Origin of the sequence: Nocardia sp. NBC_01009 (genome assembly GCF_045208035.1) — a bacterium.
Classification (GTDB): Bacteria; Actinomycetota; Actinomycetes; order Mycobacteriales; family Mycobacteriaceae; genus Nocardia.
In genome coordinates, this window is record NZ_CP108695.1 from 1206772 (window position 1) to 1231313 (window position 24542).

Sequence of the window (24542 nt, forward strand, 5' to 3'; positions counted from 1 at the left end):
CTCAGCGCGGCTTCACGAGCGGGAAGGGCAAGGTTTCGCGGATGCTGCGACCGGTGATCAGCATGACGATCCGGTCCACACCCATCCCGAGTCCGCCGGTCGGCGGCATCGCGTGCTCGAGCGCCTGCAGGAATTCCTCGTCGAGTTCCATCGCCTCCGGATCGCCGTTGGCCGCGAGCATCGATTGCTCGGTGAGCCTGCGGCGCTGCTCGACCGGATCGGTGAGTTCGCTGTAGGCAGTACCGAGTTCGACGCCCCACGCGACCAGGTCCCAGCGCTCTGCCACCCCGGGAATGCTGCGGTGCGCCCTGGTCAACGGCGACACCGTGGTGGGGAAGTTGATGTAGAAGGTCGGCTCCTCGGTATGGGATTCCACCAGGTGCTCGTACATCTCCAGCACCACCTGCCCGGTGTCCCAGCCGTGCTGGTAGGGCACATGCGCCTTATCGCACAGCTCCCGCAGCTCCGCCAAGTCCGTCTCCGGGGTGATCTCGGTGCCCAGCGCGTCGGACACCGCGCCGTGCACGGTCTTCACCGCCCAGTCACCGGAGATGTCCACCTGCTCGAATGAGCCGTCCGGGTTGGGCCGCAGCGCCACCGCCGCGCCATTGGCCGCCACGGCGGCGTTCTGGATGAGCTGACGGCAGACGTGCATCATCCGTTCGTAGTCGCTGTGTGCCTCATAGGCCTCGAGAATGGTGAACTCGGGATTGTGGCTGAAGTCGACGCCCTCATTGCGGAAGGTGCGGCCCAGCTCGAACACCTTCTCCATACCGCCGACGCACAGTCGCTTGAGATAGAGCTCGGGCGCGATCCGCAGGTAGAGATCCAGGTCGTAGGCGTTGATATGGGTGATGAACGGCGTGGCGTTCGCACCGCCGTGCACCTGCTGCAGGATCGGGGTCTCCACCTCGAGATAGCCCCAGCCGTGCAACGAATCCCGCAGTGATCGGACCACCGCGCTGCGCTTGGCGAGCACCTCGCGGGCCTCCGGGTTGATCGCCATGTCGACGTAGCGCTGACGCACCTTCGCCTCGGGATCGGCGAGCCCTTTCCACTTGTCCGGCAACGGATGCAGGCATTTGCCGATCATCCGCCAGTCCGCGGCGAGCAGCGAGAGCTCACCGCGACGGCTGCGCCCGATCTGCCCGCTGATCTCGATCAGATCGCCGAGGTCGAAGAACTCGGTGAATTCGGCGCTGTGTTCGGCGCCGACGCGATCGCGATCGATGACCAGCTGGATGTCGTCGGTCCAGTCGCGCACCACCGCGAAGATCACGCCGCCGTAATCGCGGATGCGCAACAGCCTGCCGCACACTCGGACGGTGGTGCCGCGCGGCGACCGGCGGGCGGCGGCGACGGTGTGGGTGGGCGGATAGGCGACCGGATAGGCGTCCACCCCGGCGTCGGTGAGCCGGGCCAGCTTGTCCATCCGCACCCGCACCTGCTCCGGACGGCGATGGCCTGGTTCCGTGGTCTCGATGTCGGCCAGGGCCGGCGGGCTGCCGTCGGGATGCAGTCCGGTCAATGTCGGTGGCACCGCGCTATAGACGCCGGTGTGCGTCACGGTCTCGGGTTCCTTGCCGAACCGCGGTAGGAAGCCCTCGGCCAGTGCGCTGGCCACCGCCACGCGCGGCAGCTGCCTGCGCTCCTCGAACAGGAAGAACCGGGGCACCCAGTTCGGCTGGTACTTCACATTCGACCGGTACAGCGCCTCCAGCTGCCACCATCGCGAAAAGAACAGCAGCACACCGCGCCACAGCCGCAGGATCGGCCCGGCGCCGATGCGCCCGCCTTCCTCGAAGACCGAACGGAAGACCGCGAAGTTGAGCGAGACCTTGGTAATGGCGTGCTGTTCGGAGGTCAGCGCCAGCTGCGAGATCATCAGCTCCATCACGCCGTTGGGGCCTTGGGGGTCGCGGCGCATCAGCTCCAGGGAGGCACCGGAGCGCCCCCACGGGACCAGCGACAGCATGCCGAGTACGCGATCCTGACCGTTGACCGCCTCGACCAGCAGACAGTCGCCGTCGAGCCGGTCGCCGAGCCTGCCGAGCGCCATGGAGAAACCGCGTTCGGTCTCGGTGTCGCGCCAGGCGTCCGCGCGGGCGATCACCTGCTTCATCTCCTCGGGTGCAATCTCGCGCTGCCGGCGAATCCGCACATGTATTCCGTGCTTGCGCAGGCGATTCGCGGCCTGACGGACCTGTTTCATCTCAGGCCCTGCCAGCGAGAACGTTCTGGTGTCGAGGATGGCTTCATCACCGAGACGCAGCGCAGAAAGCCCGGCCCTCCGGTACGCCGTCGCGCCGAATTCGCTGGCACCCATGACCGCTGGGGCCCAACCGAATTGATCGGCAAGTTGCAGCCAGGCATCGATCGCCTGCGGCCATGCCTCCTTGACACCGATCGGGTCGCCGCTGGCAAGACAGACACCGAGCTCCACCCGATAGGTGACCGCGGCCTTGCCGCTGGGCGCGAAGACCACCGCCTTGTCGCGGCGGGTCGCGAAGTAGCCGAGGGAATCCTCGACGCCGGAGTGCTCCAGTAGTCCGCGGATCGCGGATTCATCGGTGCCGGTCATCGCGTTCGCCGCGCGCTGCGAGCGCAGCAGGATGATCACCGCGGCCAGCAGCGCGATCGCGCCGAACAGACCGAGCAGGAAGTTGACGAACGCGCGCGGGTGGCCGTCGAAATGTTCGTTGTCGACAAGCACCGCGGCGGTGACGCGATAAACCGCCCACGCGGGCCGCTGCCCGCCCTGGGGCAGCGAACCGGGGAACAACTCCACCAGACCCCAGCCGAGCAGGCAGCCGATCGCAAGACCACCGAGCAGCACCCCGAGCGCCTTCAGCCCCGCTCCGCGGCGCACCTTGGTGTAGAACTCGCGCCAGGCGGCGATGAGCACACCGATCGCGAGCACGTGCAGCACCATCGCCACCAGCGCGTCGATCTCGCCGTCATTGACGAAATCGACCACGTTGGACAGCGTGTACAACACGAGATAGCCGACGAGCAACCACCAGGCGATGCGCTTGCGACTGGCGAGCGCGCCCGCGAGCAGGCCGACGACGAGCGCCCACATGAGGTTCGTGTCGGGAGCGTCGAAGTAGTAGGCGTCGATGTAGCGGCGCGGTATATGCGTCAGATAGCGCAGCGCGGGCGACAGGCTCCACAGGAAACACAGCACGGCAAAGACGCCGAGAATCATTGCCGCGATGTGCGGGATCTCCCGGAGCCGACCGTGTCCGCGATGCGGTACGGGTGGGGTCGGTCTGCCCGCGGGTGGTTCGGTGTCGATCTGGTGCTCGGCGTGCGTGGAGGTCACCGAACCAGTGTGTACGGTGTCACGGCATCGATGCTCCAAGATCGCCCGGGCATGTCGGTTATGGGCGCGTCAGACGTGCGTGTCCGTCGTCACGATGGGGGTTGGCGTTTCGTTGTTTCGGGGCGAAGGGTAAGGATGTACCCATGTCCGATCCAGTCGATGTGCCGATCGATGACGACGTCATTCGACTCGGCCAGTTCCTGAAGCTGGCCAACCTGATCGAGTCCGGCTCGGAGGCCAAGACGGTCATCGCCTCCGGTCTGGTCCGGGTGAACGACGAGGTCGAGCTGCGTCGTGGCCGCCAACTGCACCCCGGTGACGTGGTCACCATCGCCGGTCACAGAGCTCGCGTGGCAGGCGAATGACCGGTTCCCCGGCCGATCAGTCCTCCGCGCGGACCACGACGCCGTCGTGGTCGCTGTAGAGCGTGTCGCCCGGGGTGAAGGTGATGCCGCCGAACTCGACCGGGACGTCCCGATCGCCACTGCCGGTCTGGGTGCTCTTGCGCGGGTTGGTGCCGATGGCCTTGATGCCGATCTCCAACGTGCGCAGAATCGCCGAATCGCGCACTGCGCCGTTGACGATGACACCGGCCCAGCCGCTGGCAACGCCGCGGCCGGCGATGATGTCGCCGACCAGCGCGGTGTGCACACTCGCGCCGCCGTCGACGACCAATACGCCGCCATTGCTCGGTTCGCTCAGCGTTTGCTTGACCAGCAGATTGTCCTGGAAACAGCGGATCGTGGTGATTCGCCCGGAGAATGTCGCGTGGCCACCGAACTGAATGAACTGCGTGTCGCAGCTGCGAATCTCGGGGCCGATTTCATCGGCGAGATCGGCGGTGGCAACAACGTTCTGCGATTCGGTCACTGCGTTATTTTTGCAGCGCCTGCGGCGCTGCGTGTTCGCGGCCCCCTCAGGCTTGCATCCGAGCGGCCGAGACTCGCGCCTGCGGCGCATGCGCTTCGCCCACTCGGACGCAAGCCGGGCCGCGAACTGGCGCTCGTAAGACTCGTGCGTGGTGGAGACTCGCGCGTGGTGGCTGGGTAGCTCGATCGTTACCGGTGTCCGTGCCGCAGCTCGTAGAGATCCCGATCATGCTCGGAGATCTTCCCGTGATCTACAAGTTCCGGATCCAAACCGTGCTGGACCAGCCGGAAGCGCCGCCACACATAGCCGAGTGCGACCGTGAATATGACCAGCGGAACGATCATCATCACGATGAGGCCGATCTTCAGTGGCATCGGGCCGGGGAACAGCAACACCAGGGCGAAGAACGGGATGATCGGTCCCAGAAACCGGACGAGATAGCGTTCCATGGCCCCGTGGCCGACGAGGTCGCGGATAACCCACTCGTGCAGCTCCTCGGGGAGCTCGCGGCCCAGATCGTAGGCGATCCGCTGCCGTATCGTGGGAGTCTTCATAGCTCCAGGCTATGCCTGTGGTATAAGTCACCGCCAGTTTTCCGTGGCAACTCGGCAAACTTCAGGCGCGCCCGTGCCTGCGTTCGTAGGCTTGTCGTTCGGCCTCGCCACGGCGGCGGGCATCGGAGTCGGCGAGACTCGGATCGAGGCCGTGTTTGATCAGGCGGCTGCGCCGGTAGACATACATCAGCGCGATCGTGAAGTAGATCAGCGGCAGATACAACAGCGCCATCATGGCCAAGCCCATCCACTTCGGGCCGGGTACCAATAGAAACAGCATGAGCACCGGAATCACCGGGAGCAGAAACCGCATCAGATAGCGACGCGCGGCCCCCTGCCCGGTCAGATCGTCGCGCACCCACTCCGACATCGACGCGGGCAGCGTTCGACCGCAGGCGTAACCGATCCGCTGCGGGAAGGTCGGGGTGGTGCGTTCAGCCATGGACTCAGCATCCTCGGTGGTGAGCAGGCCGGACAAGTTGGGCACCCGACCCGATGGGCCGGGTGCTGGGCACATCGGAACTCAGCTCTGCCTGCTCGCGTGGAATTCGGCGATCTGAGTGGTCAGGTTGTGCGTGGAGTGCTTGACGGCGAGCTTCACGAACGGCTCGATGGTCTTACCGAGGACGCGTCCGGCGAGACCGCCGGGGACGCGGTACTCCACGATCGCATCGACGGTGCATGTCGCCTCGCCCTTGTCGTGGAACAGAAAGGTGGATTCGATCTCGAAACCCTTGATCGACTTCACCGCGATCGCGGCGTGCTCTTCCCAACGCACGACCTGGATGCGCGAATGCAGCGTGGCGGGTCCGAGCTTGATGACGCCGTCGAAGGTCGCGCCGACGCCCTCGACCTGGTCGGTGACCGGGGTGAATTCGTGGATCTCGGAGATGAACCGCGGCAGATTGCGGTAGTCGTTGACATAGGCGAAAGCGGTTTCGGCCGACGCCGTGCAGTCCTCGACGATTTTCACTTCGGTCATGACGTCACTGTAACTGCGGCGTGCTCGACCTACCCGGTCACGCTGTCACGGCCAGTGTCGCGGCCAGCCCGAACGCCAGCGCCATCACGCCGACCTCGAGCACGGCCCTGCGCAATGACGCCTCGGCGGTCATCCGATGGTCCGCCGCGCGCCGCACCCAGCTGCGCCGCCACCACCAGCCGAGCACGAGCAAGCCAACCAGCACAAGGGTTTTCGCGAGCAGGATGCGGCCGTAGCCGGTTGTCACGAACGGTGCCGGCCCGCCGATCCGCACCAGCCCGTTGACGACCCCGGTGGCCGCCACCGTCGCGATCAACGGCAGCGCCACTGCCGAATACCTCGGTAGCGTGACCGCCCATTCGCCACGGGTGCGCACCACCAGCGCGAGCGCGACCAGCATCCCGAACCAGGCCGCCGCGGCCAGCGCGTGCACCGCGCCGAGCACCGAACCGAACGGCTGCTGCGACATGTGCCCGGTGATCGGCCGCAGCGCCAGCGTCACGGCCGCGAATACGAGCACCAGATCGGTCGATGCGGCGTCGGGTCGGCGGAAGGCCAGCGCGCAGTAGCAGGCGATCGCGAGGGTGCCGACCAGGATCGCGATGCCGACCTGTCCGCCGCTGATCTCGACAAGGAAGGTACCGAACTGTCCGCCGCCCAGGCGTGTCACCGGAACCCCGACGATGTCGGCGGCCTCGAAGGCGAGCACCGCCAGCTCGGCCGCGCACCAGATGCCTGCCAGCACGGCGAGCAGCCGCCACGGCGGCTGCGCTCGCGGATGCACTCGGGGGAGCGCGGCAAGCCCCAGCACGGTCGCACCCGTGCCGTCCGCGATCACCCGGACGCCGCCCTCGGTCGGTATCGGCGCCGGGATGTCCAGCGCCCAGGCGAGCAACACCCCGAGCAGGCCGGCCGGGACGACGAGCAGCAACATCCGCGTGTCCCGGCCGCCGGCCGTCATACCGCTCACGGTTGTTTCCGGCTCCTGCCGCCGAACAGCGCGAACGCCAGGCCGCCGCCGAACAGCAGGACCGCGCCGACGATGAACACCCACAACGGAATACCGTTCGAGCCGCCGTCGTCGGCCGCGCTGCTTTTGGCGCCCGGCTTCGGCCCGGGGACGCCGTTGCCTGCCTTACTGAGGGTGAACTTCCTGGTTCCGCTCACCGGATGGCCGTCGGCGGAAGTCACCCGGTAGGCGATGGTGTACTCGCCGACCGGGCCGAGCTCACCCACCTCGACGCTGACCGACTTGCCCGCGACGGTCGGTGTCCCCTTCGACCACAGGTTGCCGTCCGGGCCGACGACGGTCAGCGACGGGAAGCTGGTCTGCAGATCCTCGTTGAAGGTGACGCTGACCCGTGCCGGGCTCGCATCGATAGTCGAACCGTCCTCCGGCGAACTGCCGGTGGCCGCCGAGTGCGCGGCGGCGGTGCCTGCGGCGGCCAGCCCGACGCCGAGCAGCAGCAGACCCGCGACGAGTGCGGTGAGCAGGCGGCGCGCCGTGGTCATGAGCGTCGTCCGCGGATCACGTTGCCGAGGCCGAGTGCGACACCGAGCAGACCGAGCGCGAGGCCGATGCCACCGAGCCACCTGGCAGTGCTGTCATCGGCGTCGTCGGACTCCTGGTCCGCGGCTTCGGCGGTCGACCCGTGCTCGTCTTCGCCGGCCTTCTTGGCCGCGAGGGTGATGCTGGGGGCCGGATGCTCCGGCTCCGCGCCGTCGCTGCCCATCGGCTGATCCCAGTTGACGACCTTGCCGTCGCTGTAGGTCTGCTTGGCCGGGAAGCTCAGCTTCTCCTGTGCGGGCAGTGGGCCGATCGAGAGGGCGAATCGCTGGAACTGGCCGGGCCCGACGCCGGGTGCGCCCGGGTCGGCGATCCAGGTGACGGCGGTGATCTCCGACTTCTCGTTGCGCTCGATCTTGGAGCTCCAGCCGGGGATGGGCTCGGTGCGCGCGCTCTTGGGGGCGGGCAGGGTCACGGTGAGCGCGGTGGTGCTCGCGGTCTCCGATTCGGTCGGCACCTTGAAGGTGACCACCGAGTATCCGCCCTGTTGGGCGCCGGGTGCGTCGGCGGTGACGTGCGCTGCCGCGGTGCCGCCGGTGACCATGACCAGGCCCGCGGCGACCGCGGTCGTGCAGGACGCACGCAAAAGGGAACTACGCATGGGATGAAAGGCTTTCTCTCCGAAGGAAAATGGTGCGAGCGGGTCAGGCGGGCACCGGTGGCGCGCGCGGACCGATCGCGCCGTTCGGATGAAAGCGGTAGTGCCGCAGGCCGGGATCGGGCCAGCGGGCCTGGTCGGTGCTCCGGGCGCGGCGCGGCGCGGTAAGCGCCGTCCGGAGCGCGCAGGACGCCATCACATAGAGCCGCTCGGCCGACACGATCAGCACCGCACAGCCGAACGTCGCGACAACATGCGCGGCGAGCATCCAGCCGGTGGGCAGCGCGGCCGTGGGCAGCGCGGCCGTGGGCAGCTGGATGGATGTGCCGACGCTGGAATCGTGACCGTGACCGAGCAATCCGGACAGCACCCAGTGGCCTACCAGTTGCCCGCCAGCGAGCACACCGAGCAACCCGATGGGGCGGCGCGCGATCGGCGACCAAGCTGTGGCGCATCCGACCGAGCCGGCGATGAGCAGCATCAGCGCCGTCTCCGCCGAATCCGGATAACCGCCACCGGCCGTACCGTGTGCGGCTATCGCGAGCGCACCGACCGCGAGGCCGACCAGGCAGCCGCGCAGGCTGCCGGTGATCGGACCGGTGCGCATTGCGAGCGGGAGGTCAGCCCACGCCGAGGCGCGCCAAGACGTCCGCCTCGATCCCGGACAACTCGGTGGAGATCGACGCGTGCACGGCCCGGCGGCGCGGCGCGGGCATTTGCTCCGCGGTCCGCACGGCGGCGGTCAGATTGTCGAGCCGATCCTGCGTGGCCTTGACGAAGGTCTTGCCGTCGCCGTTCTTGCTGTCGCCGATCGTGCCAAGTGCGCCTTCGGTATTGGCGATGCGGGCCTGCAGCTTGGCGCCGTGACCGCTGAAATCGCCCAGCTGTTCGATGCCGACGCCGAGCTGGTGGGCGCGACGGTTATCGATCTGGCCGCGAATCAATGTCGCGGCGCGATAGGCCAGCGGCGCGAGGACGGGGATCAGCACGCGGGCAACCCCGAGGTATTTGCGAACCTGGCTGGCGCTGAACGGATCCCGCTCGGCCTTCGCGGCCAGCTTCAGTGCGGCCTTCTCTTCGGCCTGCAGCGCGGAGATCTGTGCTTTGGCGACCTTGCGCTGGGTGCGGGCCTCGGCGCGAAGGGCTTTGCGATCGTTCTTCGCGCCGAGTCTGGCCTCCAAGCCGGCCTTGTGCTTGAGGGCTTTCGCCTCGGCCTTGCGGCTCGGGCGCCGCTTGCGCTTCGTGAACAACCCCATCGAAGGCCCTCCGTCATGCTGGTTTGCCATGGCAGTACGACGTCGGGGAACGCCCGTCCGCCCCATGTCACGTTTGTCGCTACCCTAGCTTGTGTCCGATGTGCCACGCCTGCGGCACGGCGTGTTCCCGGCCCCCTCGGTCTCGGTTCCGAGCGGCCGAGACGGGTGCCTGCGGCGGCCTGCACGAGTGTCGGACATTCGTCCGCCCCGGGGCGCCCCCGGCCTTGTCCACTCGGCAGCAAGAGGATCGCGAACGGGCGCTCACAAGATTCGCACCGTCGTGGTCGAGATGTGGGCCGAGCTCATTCGTCACGGGGCCGGTGGGGACTCTGTGCAGGTCGGTCATGCGGTTCGCGGAGTTGTCGGGGGTAGGGACCATACTGCATACGTGTATTCGGGCATCGGCGATCGCAACGGTCGCAATCACGAGGGCGGCCATCGTGACGGCACAGCCGACGATCGGCCGCGCGATGCCACGGCGGCTTTCGTCGATGCCAGGGCGCTGATCGGGTGTCGGCACCGGTTGCATCTCAACGCGGCTCATCCGGAGATGCTGACCGGTGTGAGCGAGGATGCCGGGGTCCGGCAGCGGCGTGAGGCCGCCTCGGCGCACCGGACGCAGGTGCGAGAAGCGCTGATCGCAGCAGCTCCGGACAGTTGGCTGGTGATCGACCCGACGCTGCGCGCGGGCGAGCGATCCGAGGCGACGCTGCGTGCGTGTGCCGCAGGGACGCACCACATTTGGGGCGGATTGTTGCCGCAGGAGCCCGACACCGGCCGACGCGGCGGCTCGGAGATTCTGCTGCGCGACCTGGACCGCGGCGGCTACATCCCGGTGATCGTGGTCAACCACAAGGTGACCGACCCGCGTCAGCCCGAGCCCGCCGACTTCCATCCGACCACCTCGGATCTGTATCACTGGGATCCGCAACCGGATCCGCATCGCAAACTGCGTCAGCAGCCGCGCGATCAGCAGCGTCTCGCGCACCTCTATCGGATGCTCCAGCGCCACGGAATGGCCAGCCCGGCCCTGGTCGGCGGTGTGATCGGGTACCACTTCGACCGCATCCTCGTGCACGATCTCGGCCTGCTGCTCGCCGATTACGACCGGCGCTACGCCGACCGGATCGCGGTGGTCCGCGGCGAATCGCCGACGGTGCCCTCGAAGGTGCCCGAGTGCAGGCAGTGCCCGTGGTGGAGCCGGGGTGCCGCCGGCGAGGGCAGCGCCGAGGGCGTCAGCTGTGAGGGCTGGTTGACCGAGCATCGGGACGTGAGCCTGGTGGCGCCGGGTTCGCGCGCGGAGGTGCTGCGGGGGCACGGCGTGCAGACCATCGACGATCTGGCCGCCTGGGTCGGCGACGATCCGGAGGACTGGCAGCACGGACCGTTCGACGAAGCCGTGGTGACCGCACGAGCGTGGCTCGCCGGTGCGCCGTTGGTCCGCAAGGTCGACAAGGTGTGGGTGCGCCGAGCCGACGTCGAGGTGGATGTAGACCTGGAGAGCTTCCAGGAATTTGGCGCCTACCTGTGGGGCACGCTGCTCGACGGGCAGTATCGGCCGTTCGTCACCTGGGATCCGCTGCCGACCGAGGACGAGGGCCGTTCCTTCGGCGAGTTCTGGACCTGGCTGATGACGGTGCGCGCCGAGGCCGCCGCGGCGGGGAAAACCTTTGCCGCCTACTGCTATTCGCGCACCGCCGAAGACAAGTGGCTTTACGAGTCGGCACGCCGTTTCGCAGGGCGACCCGGGGTGCCGACGGTCGACCAGGTGCGCTCGTTCGTCGACGGGCCACAGTGGGTGGACATGTTCCAGGCTGTCGCCGACCAGTTCATCTGCCCGAACGGCAAGGGTCTGAAGAAGATCGCACCGGTCGCGGGTTTCGCATGGCGCGATCCCGAGGCGGGTGGCGAGGCGTCGATGAGCTGGTATCGGCGCGCCGTCGGCTACGACAGCGAACCCGACCTCGGTCAGCGCACCCGGCTGCTGGAATACAACGAGGACGATGTGCGGGCCACCATGGTGCTGCGCGAGTGGATGCACCCGCGCGAACCCGGTCCGCACAGCGCAGACCTCGAGGTTCCTGCACTCGCCGATTTCGGGCGTCGTAGTATCGCGACGTGACTGAGCACGTTGAAGAACTCGAGTTCCAGGCCGAAACCCATCAGCTGCTCGAGCTGATGATCCACTCGGTCTATTCGAACAAGGACACGTTCCTACGGGAGCTGATCTCCAACGCTTCCGATGCCCTGGACAAGCTGCGGCTGGAGTCCTACCGGGACAAGGATCTGCACGTCGACACCTCCGATCTGCACATCGAGCTGGAGGTCGACACAGACGCGCGGATCCTGACCGTGCGGGACAACGGCATCGGCATGTCGCGCGCCGAGGTTGTCGATCTGATCGGCACGTTGGCCAAGTCGGGCACCGCGGAGTTGCGCAAGAAGCTGAACGAGGCCAAGAGCGCGGCGGCCGCCACCGGCGACCCGGCAGAGCTCATCGGCCAGTTCGGCATCGGTTTCTACTCGACCTTCATGGTCGCTGACAAGGTCACGCTGACCACTCGCAAGGCCGGCGAGACCGAGGGCACCCGCTGGGAGTCCACCGGCCAGTCCACCTACACGATCGAGACGCTGGACGACGCGCCGCAGGGTACCGCGGTCACGCTGCACCTCAAGCCCGCCGACGAGGACGACCACCTCTTCGACTACACCCAGGAGTGGAAGCTCCGCGAGATCGTCAAGAAGTACTCCGACTTCATTGCCTGGCCGATCCGCATGCAGGTCGAGCGGACCGTCACCGAGGGCGAGGGTGAGGACAAGACCGAGAAGACCATTGTCGAGGACCAGACCCTCAACTCCATGAAGGCGCTGTGGACCCGCCCGAAGAGCGAGGTCAGCGACGAGGAGTACAAGGAGTTCTACAAGCACGTCAGCCACGGTTGGGACGATCCGCTCGAGATCATCCCGATGAAGGCCGAGGGCACGTTCGAATACCAAGCGCTGCTGTTCGTTCCGTCGCACGCGCCGTTCGACCTGTTCACCCGCGAGCACAAGCGCGGCGTGCAGCTCTACGTGAAGCGGGTGTTCATCATGGACAACTGCGAAGAGCTGATGCCGGAGTACCTGCGCTTCGTCAAGGGTGTGGTGGACGCCCAGGACCTTTCGCTCAATGTTTCTCGCGAGATCCTGCAGCAGGACCGGCAGATCCAGATGATCCGCAAGCGCCTGGTGAAGAAGATCCTTTCGACGGTCAAGGACTTGCAGGGAGCCGAAGACCAGGCGAAGTACCAGACCTTCTGGAGGGAGTTCGGCCGCGTCCTCAAGGAGGGCCTGCTCTCGGACTTCGACAACCGCGAGACCCTGCTGCAGGTGTCGTCGTTCGCCTCGACGAACTCCGACGCCGAGCTCACCACGCTGGCGCAGTACGTCGAGCGGATGCAGGACGGCCAGGACGCGATCTACTACATGACCGGCGAGAGCCGTCAGCAGGTCGAGAGCTCTCCGCACATGGAGGCTTTCAAGGCCAAGGGCCGTGAGGTACTGATCCTCACCGACCCGGTCGACGAGATGTGGGTCGGTTCGGTGACCGACTTCGACGGCAAGCCGTTCATGTCCGTCGCCAAGGGCGAGGTCGATCTGGAGTCCGAGGAGGAGAAGAAAGCCTCCGAGGCGCTGCGCGAACAGCAGGACAAGGACTTCGCCGAGGTACTCACCTGGCTCGGCAAGGCCCTCGACGACAGCGTCAAGGAGGTGCGCCTGACCAGCAGGCTCACCACCTCTCCTGCCTGTCTGGTCGGCGATGTCTTCGACTTCACCCCGATGCTGGAGCGGATGTATCGCGCCTCCGGCCAGCTGGTCCCGGAAACCAAGCGGATTCTCGAGCTCAACCCGACACATCCGTTGGTCACCGGTCTGCGCGACGCCTATGACACCCGCAAAGAGGACGCCGACGCAGGCAAGGTTCCCGAGCTCACCGAAACCGCCGAACTACTCTATGGCACAGCGGTTCTGGCCGAGGGCGGCGAGCTGAAGGACCCGGCCCGGTTCGCGCACATCCTCACCGATCGGCTCACCCGCACGCTCTGAGGCTCGCCCGCCTCTCCGCGTCTTCAGGCCAGATTTGTGTGCCACAGCGGTGGCGTCGGCGGCCGGCGGTGCGACGGTGGGTGAGTTGGCTGGTACCCCGTGAGTTACCCATGTGCTCACGAGATCAGTTGTCACGTGGGTTGCACCGGGTGATGGGCCGGAATCCGGCCCATCACCCGGCGAACTTTCGACGACAATGACGGAATGGCGGATGAGCCCGTCGAGGTCCCGGTCAGCGTAGAAGTCCTTCGCGCACAGTGATATTCGCACGGGTGGGTAGGGCCTCGCGGGTGGCGCGACTAGCCTTGGGCGAGTCGAAAGGATCGTCCGAATGCCAGGAAACCCGCTCGTGGCCGCTGAACCTTGGGATCTCGTCGCCGACGGATACGCCGAATTCGCGCCCGCGATCATGGAGCCTTTCTCCGCTCGCGCGCTCGAACTGGCGGGATTGACGGTGGATTCGCAGGTCGTCGATATCGCGGCGGGAACGGGCATGCTGAGTCTGCTCGCCGCCGAGCGGGTGGCGCAGGTGCAGGCCATCGATTTCTCCGAACCGATGATCCGCAGGCTCGTCGCGGCCGCGGACGCCGCAGGTCTGACCAATATCGAGGCTCGGGTGGGGGATGGGCAGGCGCTGCCGTTCGATGCGGGCCGATTCGCCGCCGGTTTCTCGATGTTCGGGTTGATGTTCTTTCCGGACCGCGCCAAGGGGTTCGCCGAACTGTTCCGGGTGCTGAGCCCCGGCGGCACCGCGGTGGTGTCGAGCTGGGCGCCGGTCGTGGAGTCGCCGCTCATGCGAATGATGTTCGGCGCCTCTGCCGCCGCCGACCCGAGCATCCAGGAGCCGCAGCCCAACTTCCAGAGCCTGGAGAATCCGGACGTCTTCGCTACCGAAATGCGCATGGCCGGATTCGCGGGCGTGAGCATTCAGCGCCACACCACCTCGCTGAGCTTCGGCAGCGCCGACGAGATGTGGGAAACGATGGTCCGCAGCAGCGCCCCGATGGTCCTTACGCGCCGCAACGTCGGCGAAGAGGTCTGGGCCGAGCGCGCCGCGCTCATGCGCGCCTACCTCGCGGACAACTACCGCCCGAATCACCCGTTGTCCACCACGGCCTTCCTCGGAATCGGCCACAAGCCGCAGCCCTGATATCGCCCGGAAACGCGAACACCCCGCCATTCCGGCCGGGCCGGAGTGACGGGGTGCAGGTGTTTGTACGGCAGGTTATTACCGCGGGGCCATGCGCAGCGCGCCATCCATGCGGATGGTCTCGCCGTTGAGGTAGTCGTGCTCGACGATGTACTGCGAGAGCTGCGCGTACTCGTCGGGGCGGCCGAGGCGGGACGGGAACGGGACGCCCGCCTCGAGGCCCTTGCGGTACTCCTCGGTGACACCGGCCAGCATCGGAGTGTCGATGATGCCGGGGGCGATGGTGTTCACGCGGATGCCGAACTGGGCCAGGTCGCGCGCGGCGGGCACGGTCATGCCGTGCACGCCACCCTTGGAGGCGGAGTACGCGATCTGGCCGATCTGGCCCTCGAAAGCGGCGACCGAGGCGGTGTTGATGATGACGCCGCGCTGGCCGTACTCGTCGACCGCGTCGGTCTTGGCGATAGCGTCGGCGGCCAGGCGCATGACGTTGAAGGTGCCGAGCAGGTTCACCGTGATGACCGTGCGGAACAGCTCCAGGTCGTGCGGGCCGTTCTTGGAAAGGATGCGGCCTGCCCAGCCGACGCCGGCGCAGTTCACGGCGATACGCAGCGGCACACCGGACTCGACGACCTTGGCGACCGCGGCGCTGACCTCGTCGTTGCTGGTGACATCGGCCGGAATCAGGGTGACACCCTCGGGCACGTTGTCGCCCGCGCGCTCGATCGACTGCGGCACGTCAAAGCCGAAGACGGTGGCGCCCAGTTCGGCGAAACGCTTGGCAGTGGCGGCGCCGAGGCCGGATGCGCCTCCGGTGACAATGGCGGCGGAACCCGAAATCTCCACGATGGTCCTCTCGTTCGTGACAGCCAGTTGGCCTTTCGTCAATTGCACCCTAATAGGTGCAGCCCGGTGCAGTCCGTCCGGAGCCCGCGCCGGGCCGAGCGCAGGCGAGGCAGTCGCCGAACCAATCATGGTGAGAGCCTGATCACGGCCCTCTCCACTGTCTGTGGTGCGCAAGATTATTTGCGAACATATATGTTCATCGGTGGTACCGTCGCACTATGAACGTGTTCTCCTCCGTGTCTGTCGCGGATCGGCGAATCCTCATTACCGGTGCGGCGCGCGGAATCGGGGCGGCGCTGGCTCGACAGTTGCACGCGCGCGGGGCCAAGGTCGCGCTGCTCGGGCTGGAGGCGGAGCTGCTGGCCGAGGTGGCGCACGAATGCGGTGACGCGCCATGGCGTTACTGCGACGTCGGGGACTCCGCGCAGGTGGATCGGGTGGTGTCAACGCTGGTCAATGAGCTGGGCGGGCTCGATGTCGTGGTGGCCAATGCCGGGGTGGCGCGGCAGTTGGCGCTGCTGGGCGGCGATCCCGCGGTGATGGAGGAGACCCTCGCCGTCAACGTGCTCGGCGTTTACTACACGCTGCGCGCCGCCGGCCCACACATTTGCCACCCGGATGGTTACGCACTGATCGTTTCGTCGCTTGCGGCCGCGGTGAATCTCCCGCTGGCCGGGGCATACAGCGCATCGAAGGCCGGAGCCGAGGCGCTCGGCAACACGCTGCGCAACGAGATCAGGCACTCCGGCGCCAAAGTGGGCATCGCCTACTTCGCCGAGCTCGACACCGATATGACTACCCGCGGTTTCGGCACCGCCGCCGCGCGGGCCATCCTCGGCCGGTCCACGGTATCGGGCGTTGCGCCGCTCGGCCCGGCGATCGATGCGGTCGAACGGGCCATCGCCCGCCGCAAGCGCAAGGTTGTTTCACCGTGGTGGGTGGCCTTGGTACTGCCGTTTCGGCCGATCGCCCAGCGTGCTGTCGATATCGCACTGCGCCGCGGGGTTGCGCGGGCGCTCGAGATCGCGCGCACCGAAGCGGCGCCCTTCACCACCGACCAGCCGTCGCGGCCACGCAGAATGGAGCGATAGACCTAGCGCGACCGAGTACCGAACCAGACCGAACACCCGGAGCCACCGAATGACCGAACCGGCCAGCACCGTCCGCCAACTCCCTCGGGGCCGCCACGGCCTGCCGAGGGAGCAGGTGATCGCCTCGCAGCGCGATCGAATCCTGGACGCGATGGCCGAGGCTATGGCCGAAAACGGTTATGTCGGAACATCGGTCGCGGCGGTGCTGAAACGTGCGGGAGTATCGCGGGAGACCTTCTACGAGCAGTTCCGTTCCAAGGAGGACTGTTTCGAGGCGGCCTACGAGCGGGCGGTCGGCCAATCACTGTCCCGTATCGCGGAGGCCGCGGCGCCACCCGCCGATTCGGCCGAGGCCGACAGGGACCGACCGGCGGCGCCGGATCCCGAGCGGATGGACCGCATTCTCGGCGCCTACCTCGACGGCCTCGCCGACGAGCCCGCCTATGCCAGGTTGTTTCTCGTCGAGGTCTACGCGGTGGGGTCCAAGGCGGTGGCGCGCCGAGCTCTGCTGCAGGAGTCCTTTGTTGCCTTGATCGCCGATGTCCTCGGTGCCCGCACCGAGGAGCAGCGCTTCGCCTGTCAGACCCTCGCCGCGGCGGTCAGTGCGATGGTTACCGCTCGAATTGCGGCCGACGATCCGGATGGACTTCGTGGGTTGCGCGAGCCGCTACTGGATCTGGTTCGTCGCAGTGGTGATCTGTTCGGGACGGCGATGGTGCGTCACGGCGCCGTGCGCGCATGAGCAGCGCGGCACCGGCGATGGCGGGTGCGATGGCGGCGATCGCGGCACCGAGCATGACGCCCATGCCGGGCATCGCCGCAGCGAGCAGGGTCGCAGTACCGAAGTAGAGGAACAGCAATCCGGAGCAGATCCCGATCACGTGTTCCGGGAGATGCTTGCCCACCAGGATCCCGACTCCGATAGCGAGTGCGTCGGCCGCGACCATGCCGATGGTCGACCCGATCCAGACGCCGAACCAACTGTTGTCGGTGGCAAGCGCAGCCGTCGCGAACATGGTCCGGTCGCCGAGTTCAGCAAGCAGGAAGGCCGAGAGCACCACGAAATACGGCGCGGTGGTTGAGCGTGGCGGCGCGGATTCGGTGTCGTCGGTGGCGGCACCGAGGTGTTCACGCAGCGTCCACAGGCCGACGGCGAGGAAGGTGATCGCGGCGACCAGGGAGATCGCCCGGGTCGGCAGTGCGGCCCCCAGGAAGAACCCCACGCCGACCGAGATCAGGTGCACTGCCGCGGTGGCGGAGGCGATCGCGCCGAGCACGACCCACCAGCGGTAGCGCAGCGCGAATGTCAGCGCCATCAGCTGGGATTTGTCACCGAGTTCGGCAAGGAAGACGATACCGACGCTCAGCAATATCGTGGCGATCATGTGTGCACTCCCGGGTCTCCGGCCTGCCTGCCTGGAGATCGGGGTAGGTCTCCGGCCGACAACGAAATAGATGTCTAGGCCGAAGGTCTCGCCCACCGGAGCTATGCCGGTTCACACCGCCGGACCCGCGCCATCGTGTGGCGGTAGGTCAGTATGTCGACTGCATGATTGGGGGCTACTCCCCTTCGTTGCTTCCGACTGTACCCCGGTAGCTATCGGGATGCCAACTTGCTGTTGTCGAAATCGCAATGCGCACAATAAGTTTGGCGATCCACGTAGCTGTTTTTGGGTACCCTCACGCGGCGAGCAGCATGGCAAGAACCGCAGTGTCGGGATCACTGATCGGGTCCAGGCCCACCCGGCTGACCAGCGAGGTGATGGTGCCGTCCGACTCGGCCTCCGCCCAAGCCGCTCGATGCTCGAGCCCCAGGTGTGGGACACCGGGAAGCAGCACGCAGCCCGATGCCGCGCCCGCGCACTCCGGCAGCGAAGGCCGGGTTTCCGAGGGCGGATGCAGCATCAGGAGGGCTGTCGGCACATGATCGGCAAACCGACCGGGAGCCAGCGCCTCCGCGCCGAGCACCGGACCCTCGGCCAGCACCATTCCCACCGTGCCGGGTTGCGGGTCGTCGGGCAGATCCTCCCGGACGCCGAACACGGTCGAGGTGGTCAGCAGCCCCGGCATGGTGGCCACCCGCACGGCGAGCACCAGTACCTGCGCCCATTCCTTGGTGGTATCCGGCCAGCGGCCGGAGATGACGAACCCGCGCAGCGATCCGCGAGCTTGGAACGGCGTGATGCCGATCGGTCCGTTCGTGTGCATGGTGCCTCCCGTCAAAGAACCGGGGGCGGCGTTGCCCGTCCTCGTACTGTGGACTCTCGAGAATGGCTCACGAATCACCTGGCACACAAGTACCAAAGAGTGCTAACCAGGCAAAAAGGACCAGCCCGTAGTCGGCGATGCCGACTACGGGCTGATGATCTATCGGCCGATACCGAGGCAACAGCTCATTTCAAGCAGGGCATTTCGCCGCAAGGTCCCTGCGAATAGTGGCCCCTCGGCACGACGACGCCTTGCGAGCGCAACGAGACCCAGCTAGGACATCGCGGCCCGTCCCACCTCCACGACAGCCGAAGCGCACCCACCGAAGTCGCAAGCTCAGCTACCAACGCCCGCACTCGGCACTATGACGCCTTTCGAGCGCAGCGAGATCGAGCACTAGAGTTCGCGGCCCGGCTCGCGTCCGAGTGGGCGAAGCGCATGCGCCGAAGGCGCTAGTCTCGCCCGCTCGGACGCGAGCCTAAGGGGGCCGCGAACACGCAGCGCCGCAGGCGCTGCCTAACCAAAAATGAGCCCCTTGGCCTGGCCGACGGCACGCGCGAAGCGCTCCTGCACGTCTTCCCAGTTCACGACGTTCCAGAACGCGGTGACGTAGTCCGCCTTGACGTTCTTGTACTGCAGGTAGAAGGCGTGCTCCCACATGTCGACCTGCAGCAGCGGGATGATGCCGAGCGGCACGTTGGCCTGCTGGTCGTACAGCTGGAAGGTCAGCAGCTTCTGGCCGAGGGTGTCGTAACCGAGCACCGCCCAGCCGGAGCCCTGCAGGCCGTTGGCCGCGGCGGTGAACTGCGCGCGGAACTTGTCGAACGAGCCGAACTGGTCGTCGATCGCGGCGGCCAGCTCGCCGACCGGCTTGTCACCACCGTTGGGGGACAGGTTCTTCCACCAGATGGAGTGGTTGACGTGGCCGCCGAGGTGGAAGGCCAGGTTCTTCTCGTTCAGGAAGATGGCGGCGTGATCGCCGGCCTCGCGGGCCGCGTCGAGCTTCTCCAGTGCGGAGTTGACGCCCGCGACGTAAGCGGCGTGGTGCTTCGAATGGTGGATCTCGTTGATCTGCCCGGAGATGTGGGGCTCCAGGGCGCTGTAGTCGTAATCCAGATCTGGCAACGTGTACTCAGCCACGATGTCCCTTCCTAATGTCGGGCTATGTGTGCCCTCGTCTTCGAGCACACTCAGCCATCATTCGTACACCCGCTCGGTTCCAACCGGGCCGTGTACCCCCGCATTCCATGATCGATACCATCGGCGCTTCGGTTGTTCCTCGCCGTGCGAACGTACCGACTGATTTCCTGAGCACATGGGGTAACTCGCCCGGGACACGCAGAACTTCTGTCAGGTACTCGACCGCCGACCCCGCGACGCGACTACCTCGGCACCTACGATCGACAGCAGACGCGCAGTGGCGGCGGCGCCTAGCATTGAACCCATGTCCTGGTATGACGAATTAGTGGGGCGGGTGCGCCTTCCGGAGCCGGTCATGGTGTCACCGGACGCAGCGCTGCCAGGGCGCGGCGAGCCGCTGGTGGTCCCCGAGACGCATTACCTGAACGGGCATCCGATCCATCCGCCGTTCCCGGAGAATATGCGGGTCGCTGTGGTGGCGATGGGCTGTTTCTGGGGTGCCGAGAAGGAGTTCTGGCAGATCGAGGGCGTCTACTCGACCGCAGTCGGTTACGTGGGCGGCTATACGCCGAACCCGACCTACGAGGAAGTGTGCAGCGGGCGGACCGGTCATACCGAGTCCGTGCTCGTCGTCTTCGATCCCGAGGTGATCGACTACGCCGGTGTCCTGCGGCATTTCTGGGAGAACCACGATCCGACGCAGGGCATGCGGCAGGGCAACGATCGCGGAACCCAGTACCGCTCGGCCATTTTCACGCTGAGTCCGGAGCAGGCAGAGATCGCGCATGCCACCGCGAGGGCGTTCGGTGAGCGGCTCGCGGCGGCCGGCTACGGCCGGATCACCACGGAGATCACCGAACTGTCCGACCTGTCCGGTTTCTATTACGCCGAGGGCTACCACCAGCAGTACCTGGCCAAGAATCCCGGCGGCTACTGCCCGGTGCACGCCACCGGCGTGAGCTGCCCGGTGGGCCTGGGCGCCTGAGCGGCGGGGCTGGAAAAGAAAACCGCACATCCGGTGGATCGGATGTGCGGTTCGGGTGTGCGGTTGTTCAGAGCTGCGGCACGATGCCGGGGCGCATGGTCTGCGGATCACCCGCGTCGTGAGCCTTCCACCAGCGCACCCCGCCCTCGATGAACTCGGCCAGTGGGATTTCCCGGCCGTTCTGGTCGTGGATGGTCATGTTGTCGAACCACACGCGCACGTCCAGCTCGCGTGGATCGATGCCTTCCTCCTGCGAGAACTCCAGCACGTGCGCGGAAACGCCGTCACCGATCTTGGTGTCGAAGCTGAGCAGTTCGCTCCACAGCGCCCAGCCGCTGTCGTCGACATCGATGAACTCCCAGCCGTGCAGCCGTCCACCGCCGAAGCTGCGGATTCCCGCGTCCAGCCCGTCGAGCTGCAAGGGCAGCACCGTCGCGGCTATATCGTCCCAGCGCTGGATGCGCATCGAGGCGGCGACACGGCCGACGCCGGTGAATGTCAGCCGCACCCGGTTTCCCTCTGGCACAGGTCCGTCCTGCGGGAGGGTCAACACTTCCAGTTCCAGACTCAGTCGACGACCTGCCTCGTCAACCTCCAGTCCTAGGCATGTGGCCTCGGACAGAGCGGTGTTGAGCCCAGCCGTATCCAATCCGTCGAGTAGCCCCCTGCTCACATTCATACCTTCAGGCTACCGACAGCACCTGCGGGAACCCGGTATTTAAGTTTTTCGCTAGTGTTCTCGTTTTTATGGAACCGAATCGATCGTGGGGCCGTCCAAGTAGATATCGGGGTCTGCTCGGCCGTTGGCCCCGAAGCTACGGCGAATGACCGCTCCGGGATGGCTAGGAGGGGAGTCTCGGATCGGTCGTTCGTGTCGCTCGGTTCGCTGCAGGGCTGCTGTTCAGGGGCGATTCGTCCGGATTCGATGGTGCTGCATTCCGGGATCGAGTGGACCTGCTGATTTCTTGATAGGCCTTAGCTGTAAGCGGTGTGCTGCCAGATAGCGAGACCTGTGGATCAAGTTGTGGATTATGTGGATAACTCCGATAGAGGTATGCACAAGCAACCCCGTAGCGGGGTGTCCGACAGGAACCGGAAGGACAGAACATACCCGAGGTAGCCGACCGCTGTCGAGGCCGTCCTCGTGTCATAGCGGGGGAGTCGCCGGTGCAGCGCGAGCCCACAAGTCCCCGGCAGTGCGGCGACCATGGCAGGATCGAAGAGTGACGAGCCCTGAGGTCCCGTCGGTGCCGGTGGAAGCCGTGCCCGGCGAATTCGACAATCCCGCTGACGCCACCGCGGCCGACGCCGCGCGGGCGATTCTGCTCGACGTGCGCGAGGATGACGAATGGCAGCTCGGGCACGCGCCGGGCGCGATCCACATTCCCATGGTCGACGTGCCCGCTCGAATCGACGAGCTGGATTACGACGCCGACCTCTATGTCATCTGCAGGCAGGGCGGTCGGTCGATCGAGGTGGTCAAGTACCTCACCCACGTCGGTTTCGATGCGGTGCACGTCAAGGGTGGCATGGTGGCATGGCAGCAGTCGGGCCGTCCGCTGGTTGCTGTCGGCGACCACCCGGCGAAGATCTACTGACGGAAAGAGCGAGGTGCTCGGCATGAGCGTCAGGCCCGGAGGCGGCAGCCTGGGTAACCACGGCGGGCCCGCGAATGCCGAAAAGGAGGCACTGTGAGTACGGTGGTGCAACCTTGCGCGCGCTGTGGCGCGCGCTGGGCCGTGCAGACGACCCCGATGCACTGGTGCCCGCGCTGCCGAGGCGTGTTGCTGTCACCTGCTCCGATCGACGCCCCCGCCGAGCGTCGCAACTACCGCTGGGTCGCGCGCCGGCCCGACCAGCGCGTTCGCCGGGCTTCGACCTCGGGAAGAGCCGGGCAGTCGGTCGAAACACCGCGCTATGCCGAGATGCCTCGGTGGGGTCTGTCGGACCCGAAAGCCTCGCCGGCCGCCGCCCCGAAGCGTCGGCTCGCTCCCTTCTCGGACCGCGTCGTTGCGCTGCTGCTTGCCACGGCGGTGGTGTTCGCCGTCGCGTGCCTCGCTGAACTCGGGCGATATGGGATTCTGCTGCGCAACCGCACTCGCCTGGTGAATCCGATACTGCTCACCCTTTCCGACTACCTGCTGTTGCTTTCCGCTGTGCTCGGACTGGTGCTGGCGCTGGCTACCGCGTTGGCGCTGCTCGGCTGGCTGATCGAGACGCGCCGGGTCGCCTACGAGCGGTCCGGGCGGCGGGACCCTCGATCGGTGCGGACGCTCGCCCTCGGCTGCCTGATTCCGGTGGTCAACCTGTTGTGGCCCGGTGTCTTTCTGACCGAGGCCGTGATGGTCTCCGCGCCGGACCGGCCGGCCGATCCTCGGGTCTTGCGGGCCGTCCGGATCTGGTGGTGCGCCTGGGTGTTCGGCGGCTTTGTCGCGGTCGCCGCGCTGCTGTGGCGGACTGCGGACTCGTTGCAGGTCAAGGCGGACGGAGTGATGTTCACCGCGTTCACCGATGCCATTGCCGTTGGGGTCGCATTGCTGACGCTGTGGCTGATGCGGATGATCGAGGGCCGGGATCTGCTCGGCCACACCAGGATCGCGCGCCGCTGGGTGATCGCGGTCGATCCGCAGGTGCCGGTCATCGAGCCGGTGCAGCCGGGCGGCACGGTCGAGGCAGCACCGCCCGGCTCCGCGAATTCAGCGCCGCGTGGTGCTGCGGATACCGTCAGCAGCGAGGATCAGGACAACGCCAGCAGCGCTGTGCACCGTGAGCACGAGGAGGTTATGGCCAAGTGAGCCAGGGCAGTCGCGCACCGTTCGTCGTCGCGCACCGGGGAGCCTCGGCGGCGCGACCCGAGCACACACTCGCCGCCTACGAGCTTGCGCTGCAAGAGGGCGCCGACGGTGTGGAATGTGATGTCCGGCTGACCAGGGACGGGCACCTGGTCTGCGTGCACGATCGCACCGTCGATCGAACCTCCTCAGGCACCGGGCCGGTGAGCGAGATGACCCTCGACGAACTGAAGAAGCTCGACTTCGGCGCCGACGGCGCACCATCGGCCGTGCTCACGCTCAGCGAACTGATCGAACTCGTGCTCGACTGGCGTAGCAGGCCCACCAAGCTGTTCATCGAAACCAAGCACCCCGTCCGCTACGGCGCACTGGTGGAGAACAAGCTGCTCGCCGAACTCCAGCGCTTCGGAATCGCAACACCGGCTTCGGCCGACCACTCCCGCGCGGTGGTCATGTCCTTCGCGGCCACCGCGGTATGGCGGATCCGCCGTTCCGCGCCACTTCTGCCGACCGTCTTGCTCGGCGAATCATCGCGTTACCTGGGCGGCGGCGCCGCGACCACCGTCGGCGCCACCGCGGTCGGCCCTTCGGTGAAAACCCTGCGTGAGCACCCCGACCTGGTCGACAAGGCCGCCGCCGCGGGCCGCGCCACCTACTGCTGGACCGTCGACGACCCCGACGACGTCCGCCTCTGCGCCGACCTCGGCGTCAGCTGGGTCGCCACCAACCACCCAGGCCGCACCAAAGCCCTGCTATCGGCTTGATTTGGCAGCGCCTGCGGCGCATGCGCTTCGGCTGTTGTAGAGGTGGGACGCACCGCGAACCCAGGGCCGGGGTCTCGCTGCGCTCGTCATCGTGGTGAGTGGTTCTCGGAGTGCGTCGGTTGCTGACACAGGGGGCCCCACTGCGCGTCGGGGCCCGCGAACCCCTGCACTGAATGCGCGAGATCGCCACTAACGCCCCCACTCGGCACGATGATGTCTTCCGAGCGAAGCGAGACCGAGCACTAGAGTTCGCGGCCCGTCTCGCTTCCGAGCCGTCGAAGCGCATGCGCCGCAGGCGCGAGTCTCGACGGCTCGGAAGCGAGACCAA

At 66.8% G+C, this 24542-nt stretch carries 24 protein-coding genes and 1 pseudogene; 10 read left to right on the forward strand and 15 right to left on the reverse strand.

Annotation, left to right across the window (positions count from 1 at the left end; translation table 11 throughout):
* Position 1: 1 nt before the first annotated feature.
* Positions 2-3325 carry a bifunctional lysylphosphatidylglycerol synthetase/lysine--tRNA ligase LysX gene (gene lysX, locus OHA42_RS05395; protein ID WP_406235074.1) on the reverse strand — a complete coding sequence of 1108 codons (3324 nt, stop codon included), beginning with the start codon at positions 3323-3325 and terminating at the stop codon, positions 2-4.
* 143 nt (positions 3326-3468) lie between these two features.
* On the opposite strand from lysX, the gene OHA42_RS05400 reads away from it, so the two are divergent.
* Positions 3469-3690, forward strand: coding sequence for an RNA-binding S4 domain-containing protein (locus OHA42_RS05400; RefSeq protein WP_328407861.1), 222 nt, complete (start codon positions 3469-3471; stop codon positions 3688-3690).
* 16 nt (positions 3691-3706) lie between these two features.
* On the opposite strand, the gene rraA is transcribed toward OHA42_RS05400, so the two are convergent.
* The 9 genes from rraA to OHA42_RS05445 all read right to left on the reverse strand — a co-directional run bounded on the left by rraA (position 3707) and on the right by OHA42_RS05445 (position 9152).
* Positions 3707-4195: a ribonuclease E activity regulator RraA gene (gene rraA, locus OHA42_RS05405; RefSeq protein ID WP_406235077.1), complete on the reverse strand. Its 489-nt coding sequence runs from the start codon at positions 4193-4195 to the stop codon at positions 3707-3709.
* 188 nt (positions 4196-4383) lie between these two features.
* Positions 4384-4749 (reverse strand): DUF5313 family protein, encoded by a 366-nt coding sequence (locus OHA42_RS05410; RefSeq protein ID WP_328407863.1) that lies wholly within the window; start codon positions 4747-4749, stop codon positions 4384-4386.
* A 61-nt stretch (positions 4750-4810) separates the two neighbouring features.
* Positions 4811-5191 (reverse strand): DUF5313 family protein, encoded by a 381-nt coding sequence (locus tag OHA42_RS05415; protein WP_328407864.1) that lies wholly within the window; start codon positions 5189-5191, stop codon positions 4811-4813.
* Positions 5192-5272: 81 nt separating this feature from the next.
* Positions 5273-5731 (reverse strand): SRPBCC family protein, encoded by a 459-nt coding sequence (locus OHA42_RS05420; RefSeq protein WP_328407865.1) that lies wholly within the window; start codon positions 5729-5731, stop codon positions 5273-5275.
* Positions 5732-5768: 37 nt separating this feature from the next.
* Positions 5769-6692, reverse strand: coding sequence for a CopD family protein (locus OHA42_RS05425; RefSeq protein ID WP_406239102.1), 924 nt, complete (start codon positions 6690-6692; stop codon positions 5769-5771).
* Between the two features lie 5 nt (positions 6693-6697).
* Positions 6698-7243, reverse strand: coding sequence for a copper resistance protein CopC (locus tag OHA42_RS05430; protein WP_406235078.1), 546 nt, complete (start codon positions 7241-7243; stop codon positions 6698-6700).
* Positions 7240-7899 carry a YcnI family protein gene (locus tag OHA42_RS05435; RefSeq protein WP_406235079.1) on the reverse strand — a complete coding sequence of 220 codons (660 nt, stop codon included), beginning with the start codon at positions 7897-7899 and terminating at the stop codon, positions 7240-7242. Before OHA42_RS05435 ends, OHA42_RS05430 begins: the two co-directional genes overlap by 4 nt.
* Before the next feature lie 43 nt (positions 7900-7942).
* Positions 7943-8503 (reverse strand): hypothetical protein, encoded by a 561-nt coding sequence (locus OHA42_RS05440; RefSeq protein WP_406235080.1) that lies wholly within the window; start codon positions 8501-8503, stop codon positions 7943-7945.
* Between the two features lie 13 nt (positions 8504-8516).
* Positions 8517-9152 carry a DUF6474 family protein gene (locus OHA42_RS05445; RefSeq protein WP_406239103.1) on the reverse strand — a complete coding sequence of 212 codons (636 nt, stop codon included), beginning with the start codon at positions 9150-9152 and terminating at the stop codon, positions 8517-8519.
* A gap of 388 nt (positions 9153-9540) precedes the next feature.
* On the opposite strand from OHA42_RS05445, the gene OHA42_RS05450 reads away from it, so the two are divergent.
* The 3 genes from OHA42_RS05450 to OHA42_RS05460 all read left to right on the forward strand — a co-directional run bounded on the left by OHA42_RS05450 (position 9541) and on the right by OHA42_RS05460 (position 14388).
* Positions 9541-11274, forward strand: a complete 1734-nt coding sequence (locus tag OHA42_RS05450) for a TM0106 family RecB-like putative nuclease (RefSeq protein ID WP_406235082.1) — start codon at positions 9541-9543, stop codon at positions 11272-11274.
* Entirely contained in the window at positions 11271-13238 is a 1968-nt protein-coding gene (gene htpG, locus OHA42_RS05455) for a molecular chaperone HtpG (RefSeq protein WP_406235084.1), read from the forward strand. The genes OHA42_RS05450 and htpG overlap by 4 nt, the downstream gene beginning before the upstream one ends.
* A 331-nt stretch (positions 13239-13569) precedes the next feature.
* Positions 13570-14388 carry a class I SAM-dependent methyltransferase gene (locus tag OHA42_RS05460; RefSeq protein ID WP_406235086.1) on the forward strand — a complete coding sequence of 273 codons (819 nt, stop codon included), beginning with the start codon at positions 13570-13572 and terminating at the stop codon, positions 14386-14388.
* 78 nt (positions 14389-14466) lie between these two features.
* On the opposite strand, the gene OHA42_RS05465 is transcribed toward OHA42_RS05460, so the two are convergent.
* On the reverse strand, positions 14467-15234 hold the full coding sequence (locus tag OHA42_RS05465) for an SDR family NAD(P)-dependent oxidoreductase (RefSeq protein WP_406235087.1): 768 nt from the start codon (positions 15232-15234) through the stop codon (positions 14467-14469).
* Positions 15235-15452: 218 nt separating this feature from the next.
* Between OHA42_RS05465 and OHA42_RS05470 the strand changes: the two genes are divergently transcribed.
* Positions 15453-16325 carry an SDR family NAD(P)-dependent oxidoreductase gene (locus OHA42_RS05470; protein ID WP_406235089.1) on the forward strand — a complete coding sequence of 291 codons (873 nt, stop codon included), beginning with the start codon at positions 15453-15455 and terminating at the stop codon, positions 16323-16325.
* Positions 16326-16488: 163 nt separating this feature from the next.
* Positions 16489-16545: pseudogene (locus tag OHA42_RS05475) on the forward strand (hypothetical protein); the annotation flags it as partial.
* Between the two features lie 391 nt (positions 16546-16936).
* On the opposite strand, the gene OHA42_RS05480 reads toward OHA42_RS05475, so the two are convergent.
* The 3 genes from OHA42_RS05480 to OHA42_RS05490 all read right to left on the reverse strand — a co-directional run bounded on the left by OHA42_RS05480 (position 16937) and on the right by OHA42_RS05490 (position 19673).
* Positions 16937-17710 carry a TMEM165/GDT1 family protein gene (locus OHA42_RS05480; RefSeq protein WP_406235090.1) on the reverse strand — a complete coding sequence of 258 codons (774 nt, stop codon included), beginning with the start codon at positions 17708-17710 and terminating at the stop codon, positions 16937-16939.
* A gap of 295 nt (positions 17711-18005) precedes the next feature.
* Positions 18006-18533 (reverse strand): peptidase, encoded by a 528-nt coding sequence (locus OHA42_RS05485; protein ID WP_328407882.1) that lies wholly within the window; start codon positions 18531-18533, stop codon positions 18006-18008.
* Between the two features lie 516 nt (positions 18534-19049).
* A complete protein-coding gene (locus OHA42_RS05490) occupies positions 19050-19673 on the reverse strand; it encodes a superoxide dismutase (protein WP_406235092.1) in 624 nt (207 codons plus the stop codon).
* Between the two features lie 304 nt (positions 19674-19977).
* On the opposite strand from OHA42_RS05490, the gene msrA reads away from it, so the two are divergent.
* Complete coding sequence (gene msrA, locus OHA42_RS05495; protein WP_406235094.1) at positions 19978-20658, forward strand: peptide-methionine (S)-S-oxide reductase MsrA; 681 nt, start codon at positions 19978-19980, stop codon at positions 20656-20658.
* Between the two features lie 67 nt (positions 20659-20725).
* Here msrA and OHA42_RS05500 read toward each other — a convergent pair whose 3' ends face one another.
* Positions 20726-21337: a hypothetical protein gene (locus tag OHA42_RS05500; RefSeq protein WP_406235096.1), complete on the reverse strand. Its 612-nt coding sequence runs from the start codon at positions 21335-21337 to the stop codon at positions 20726-20728.
* A 544-nt stretch (positions 21338-21881) separates the two neighbouring features.
* Between OHA42_RS05500 and OHA42_RS05505 the strand changes: the two genes are divergently transcribed.
* From OHA42_RS05505 to OHA42_RS05515, 3 genes are all read left to right on the forward strand, one after another.
* The gene (locus tag OHA42_RS05505; protein WP_406235098.1) at positions 21882-22256 is read left to right on the forward strand and encodes a rhodanese-like domain-containing protein; all 375 of its coding nucleotides are present in this window, start codon (positions 21882-21884) and stop codon (positions 22254-22256) included.
* Positions 22257-22349: 93 nt separating this feature from the next.
* Positions 22350-23453 carry a DUF4328 domain-containing protein gene (locus tag OHA42_RS05510; RefSeq protein ID WP_406235100.1) on the forward strand — a complete coding sequence of 368 codons (1104 nt, stop codon included), beginning with the start codon at positions 22350-22352 and terminating at the stop codon, positions 23451-23453.
* Positions 23450-24214 (forward strand): glycerophosphodiester phosphodiesterase, encoded by a 765-nt coding sequence (locus OHA42_RS05515; RefSeq protein ID WP_406235102.1) that lies wholly within the window; start codon positions 23450-23452, stop codon positions 24212-24214. The genes OHA42_RS05510 and OHA42_RS05515 overlap by 4 nt, the downstream gene beginning before the upstream one ends.
* Positions 24215-24542 lie beyond the last annotated feature (328 nt).

Excerpts from the sequence above, each read along its gene's own strand:
- OHA42_RS05400 (WP_328407861.1), top strand. The coding sequence starts at position 3,469 with ATGTCCGATCCAGTCGATGTGCCGATCGATGACGACGTCATTCGACTC.
- OHA42_RS05410 (WP_328407863.1), bottom strand. The coding sequence starts at position 4,749 with ATGAAGACTCCCACGATACGGCAGCGGATCGCCTACGATCTGGGCCGC.
- OHA42_RS05415 (WP_328407864.1), bottom strand. The coding sequence starts at position 5,191 with ATGGCTGAACGCACCACCCCGACCTTCCCGCAGCGGATCGGTTACGCC.
- OHA42_RS05420 (WP_328407865.1), bottom strand. The coding sequence starts at position 5,731 with ATGACCGAAGTGAAAATCGTCGAGGACTGCACGGCGTCGGCCGAAACC.
- OHA42_RS05425 (WP_406239102.1), bottom strand. The coding sequence starts at position 6,692 with ATGACGGCCGGCGGCCGGGACACGCGGATGTTGCTGCTCGTCGTCCCG.
- OHA42_RS05430 (WP_406235078.1), bottom strand. The coding sequence starts at position 7,243 with ATGACCACGGCGCGCCGCCTGCTCACCGCACTCGTCGCGGGTCTGCTG.
- OHA42_RS05435 (WP_406235079.1), bottom strand. The coding sequence starts at position 7,899 with ATGCGTAGTTCCCTTTTGCGTGCGTCCTGCACGACCGCGGTCGCCGCG.
- OHA42_RS05440 (WP_406235080.1), bottom strand. The coding sequence starts at position 8,503 with ATGCGCACCGGTCCGATCACCGGCAGCCTGCGCGGCTGCCTGGTCGGC.
- OHA42_RS05445 (WP_406239103.1), bottom strand. The coding sequence starts at position 9,152 with ATGGGGTTGTTCACGAAGCGCAAGCGGCGCCCGAGCCGCAAGGCCGAG.
- OHA42_RS05460 (WP_406235086.1), top strand. The coding sequence starts at position 13,570 with ATGCCAGGAAACCCGCTCGTGGCCGCTGAACCTTGGGATCTCGTCGCC.
- OHA42_RS05470 (WP_406235089.1), top strand. The coding sequence starts at position 15,453 with ATGAACGTGTTCTCCTCCGTGTCTGTCGCGGATCGGCGAATCCTCATT.
- OHA42_RS05480 (WP_406235090.1), bottom strand. The coding sequence starts at position 17,710 with ATGATCGCCACGATATTGCTGAGCGTCGGTATCGTCTTCCTTGCCGAA.
- OHA42_RS05485 (WP_328407882.1), bottom strand. The coding sequence starts at position 18,533 with ATGCACACGAACGGACCGATCGGCATCACGCCGTTCCAAGCTCGCGGA.
- msrA (WP_406235094.1), top strand. The coding sequence starts at position 19,978 with ATGTCCTGGTATGACGAATTAGTGGGGCGGGTGCGCCTTCCGGAGCCG.
- OHA42_RS05500 (WP_406235096.1), bottom strand. The coding sequence starts at position 21,337 with ATGAATGTGAGCAGGGGGCTACTCGACGGATTGGATACGGCTGGGCTC.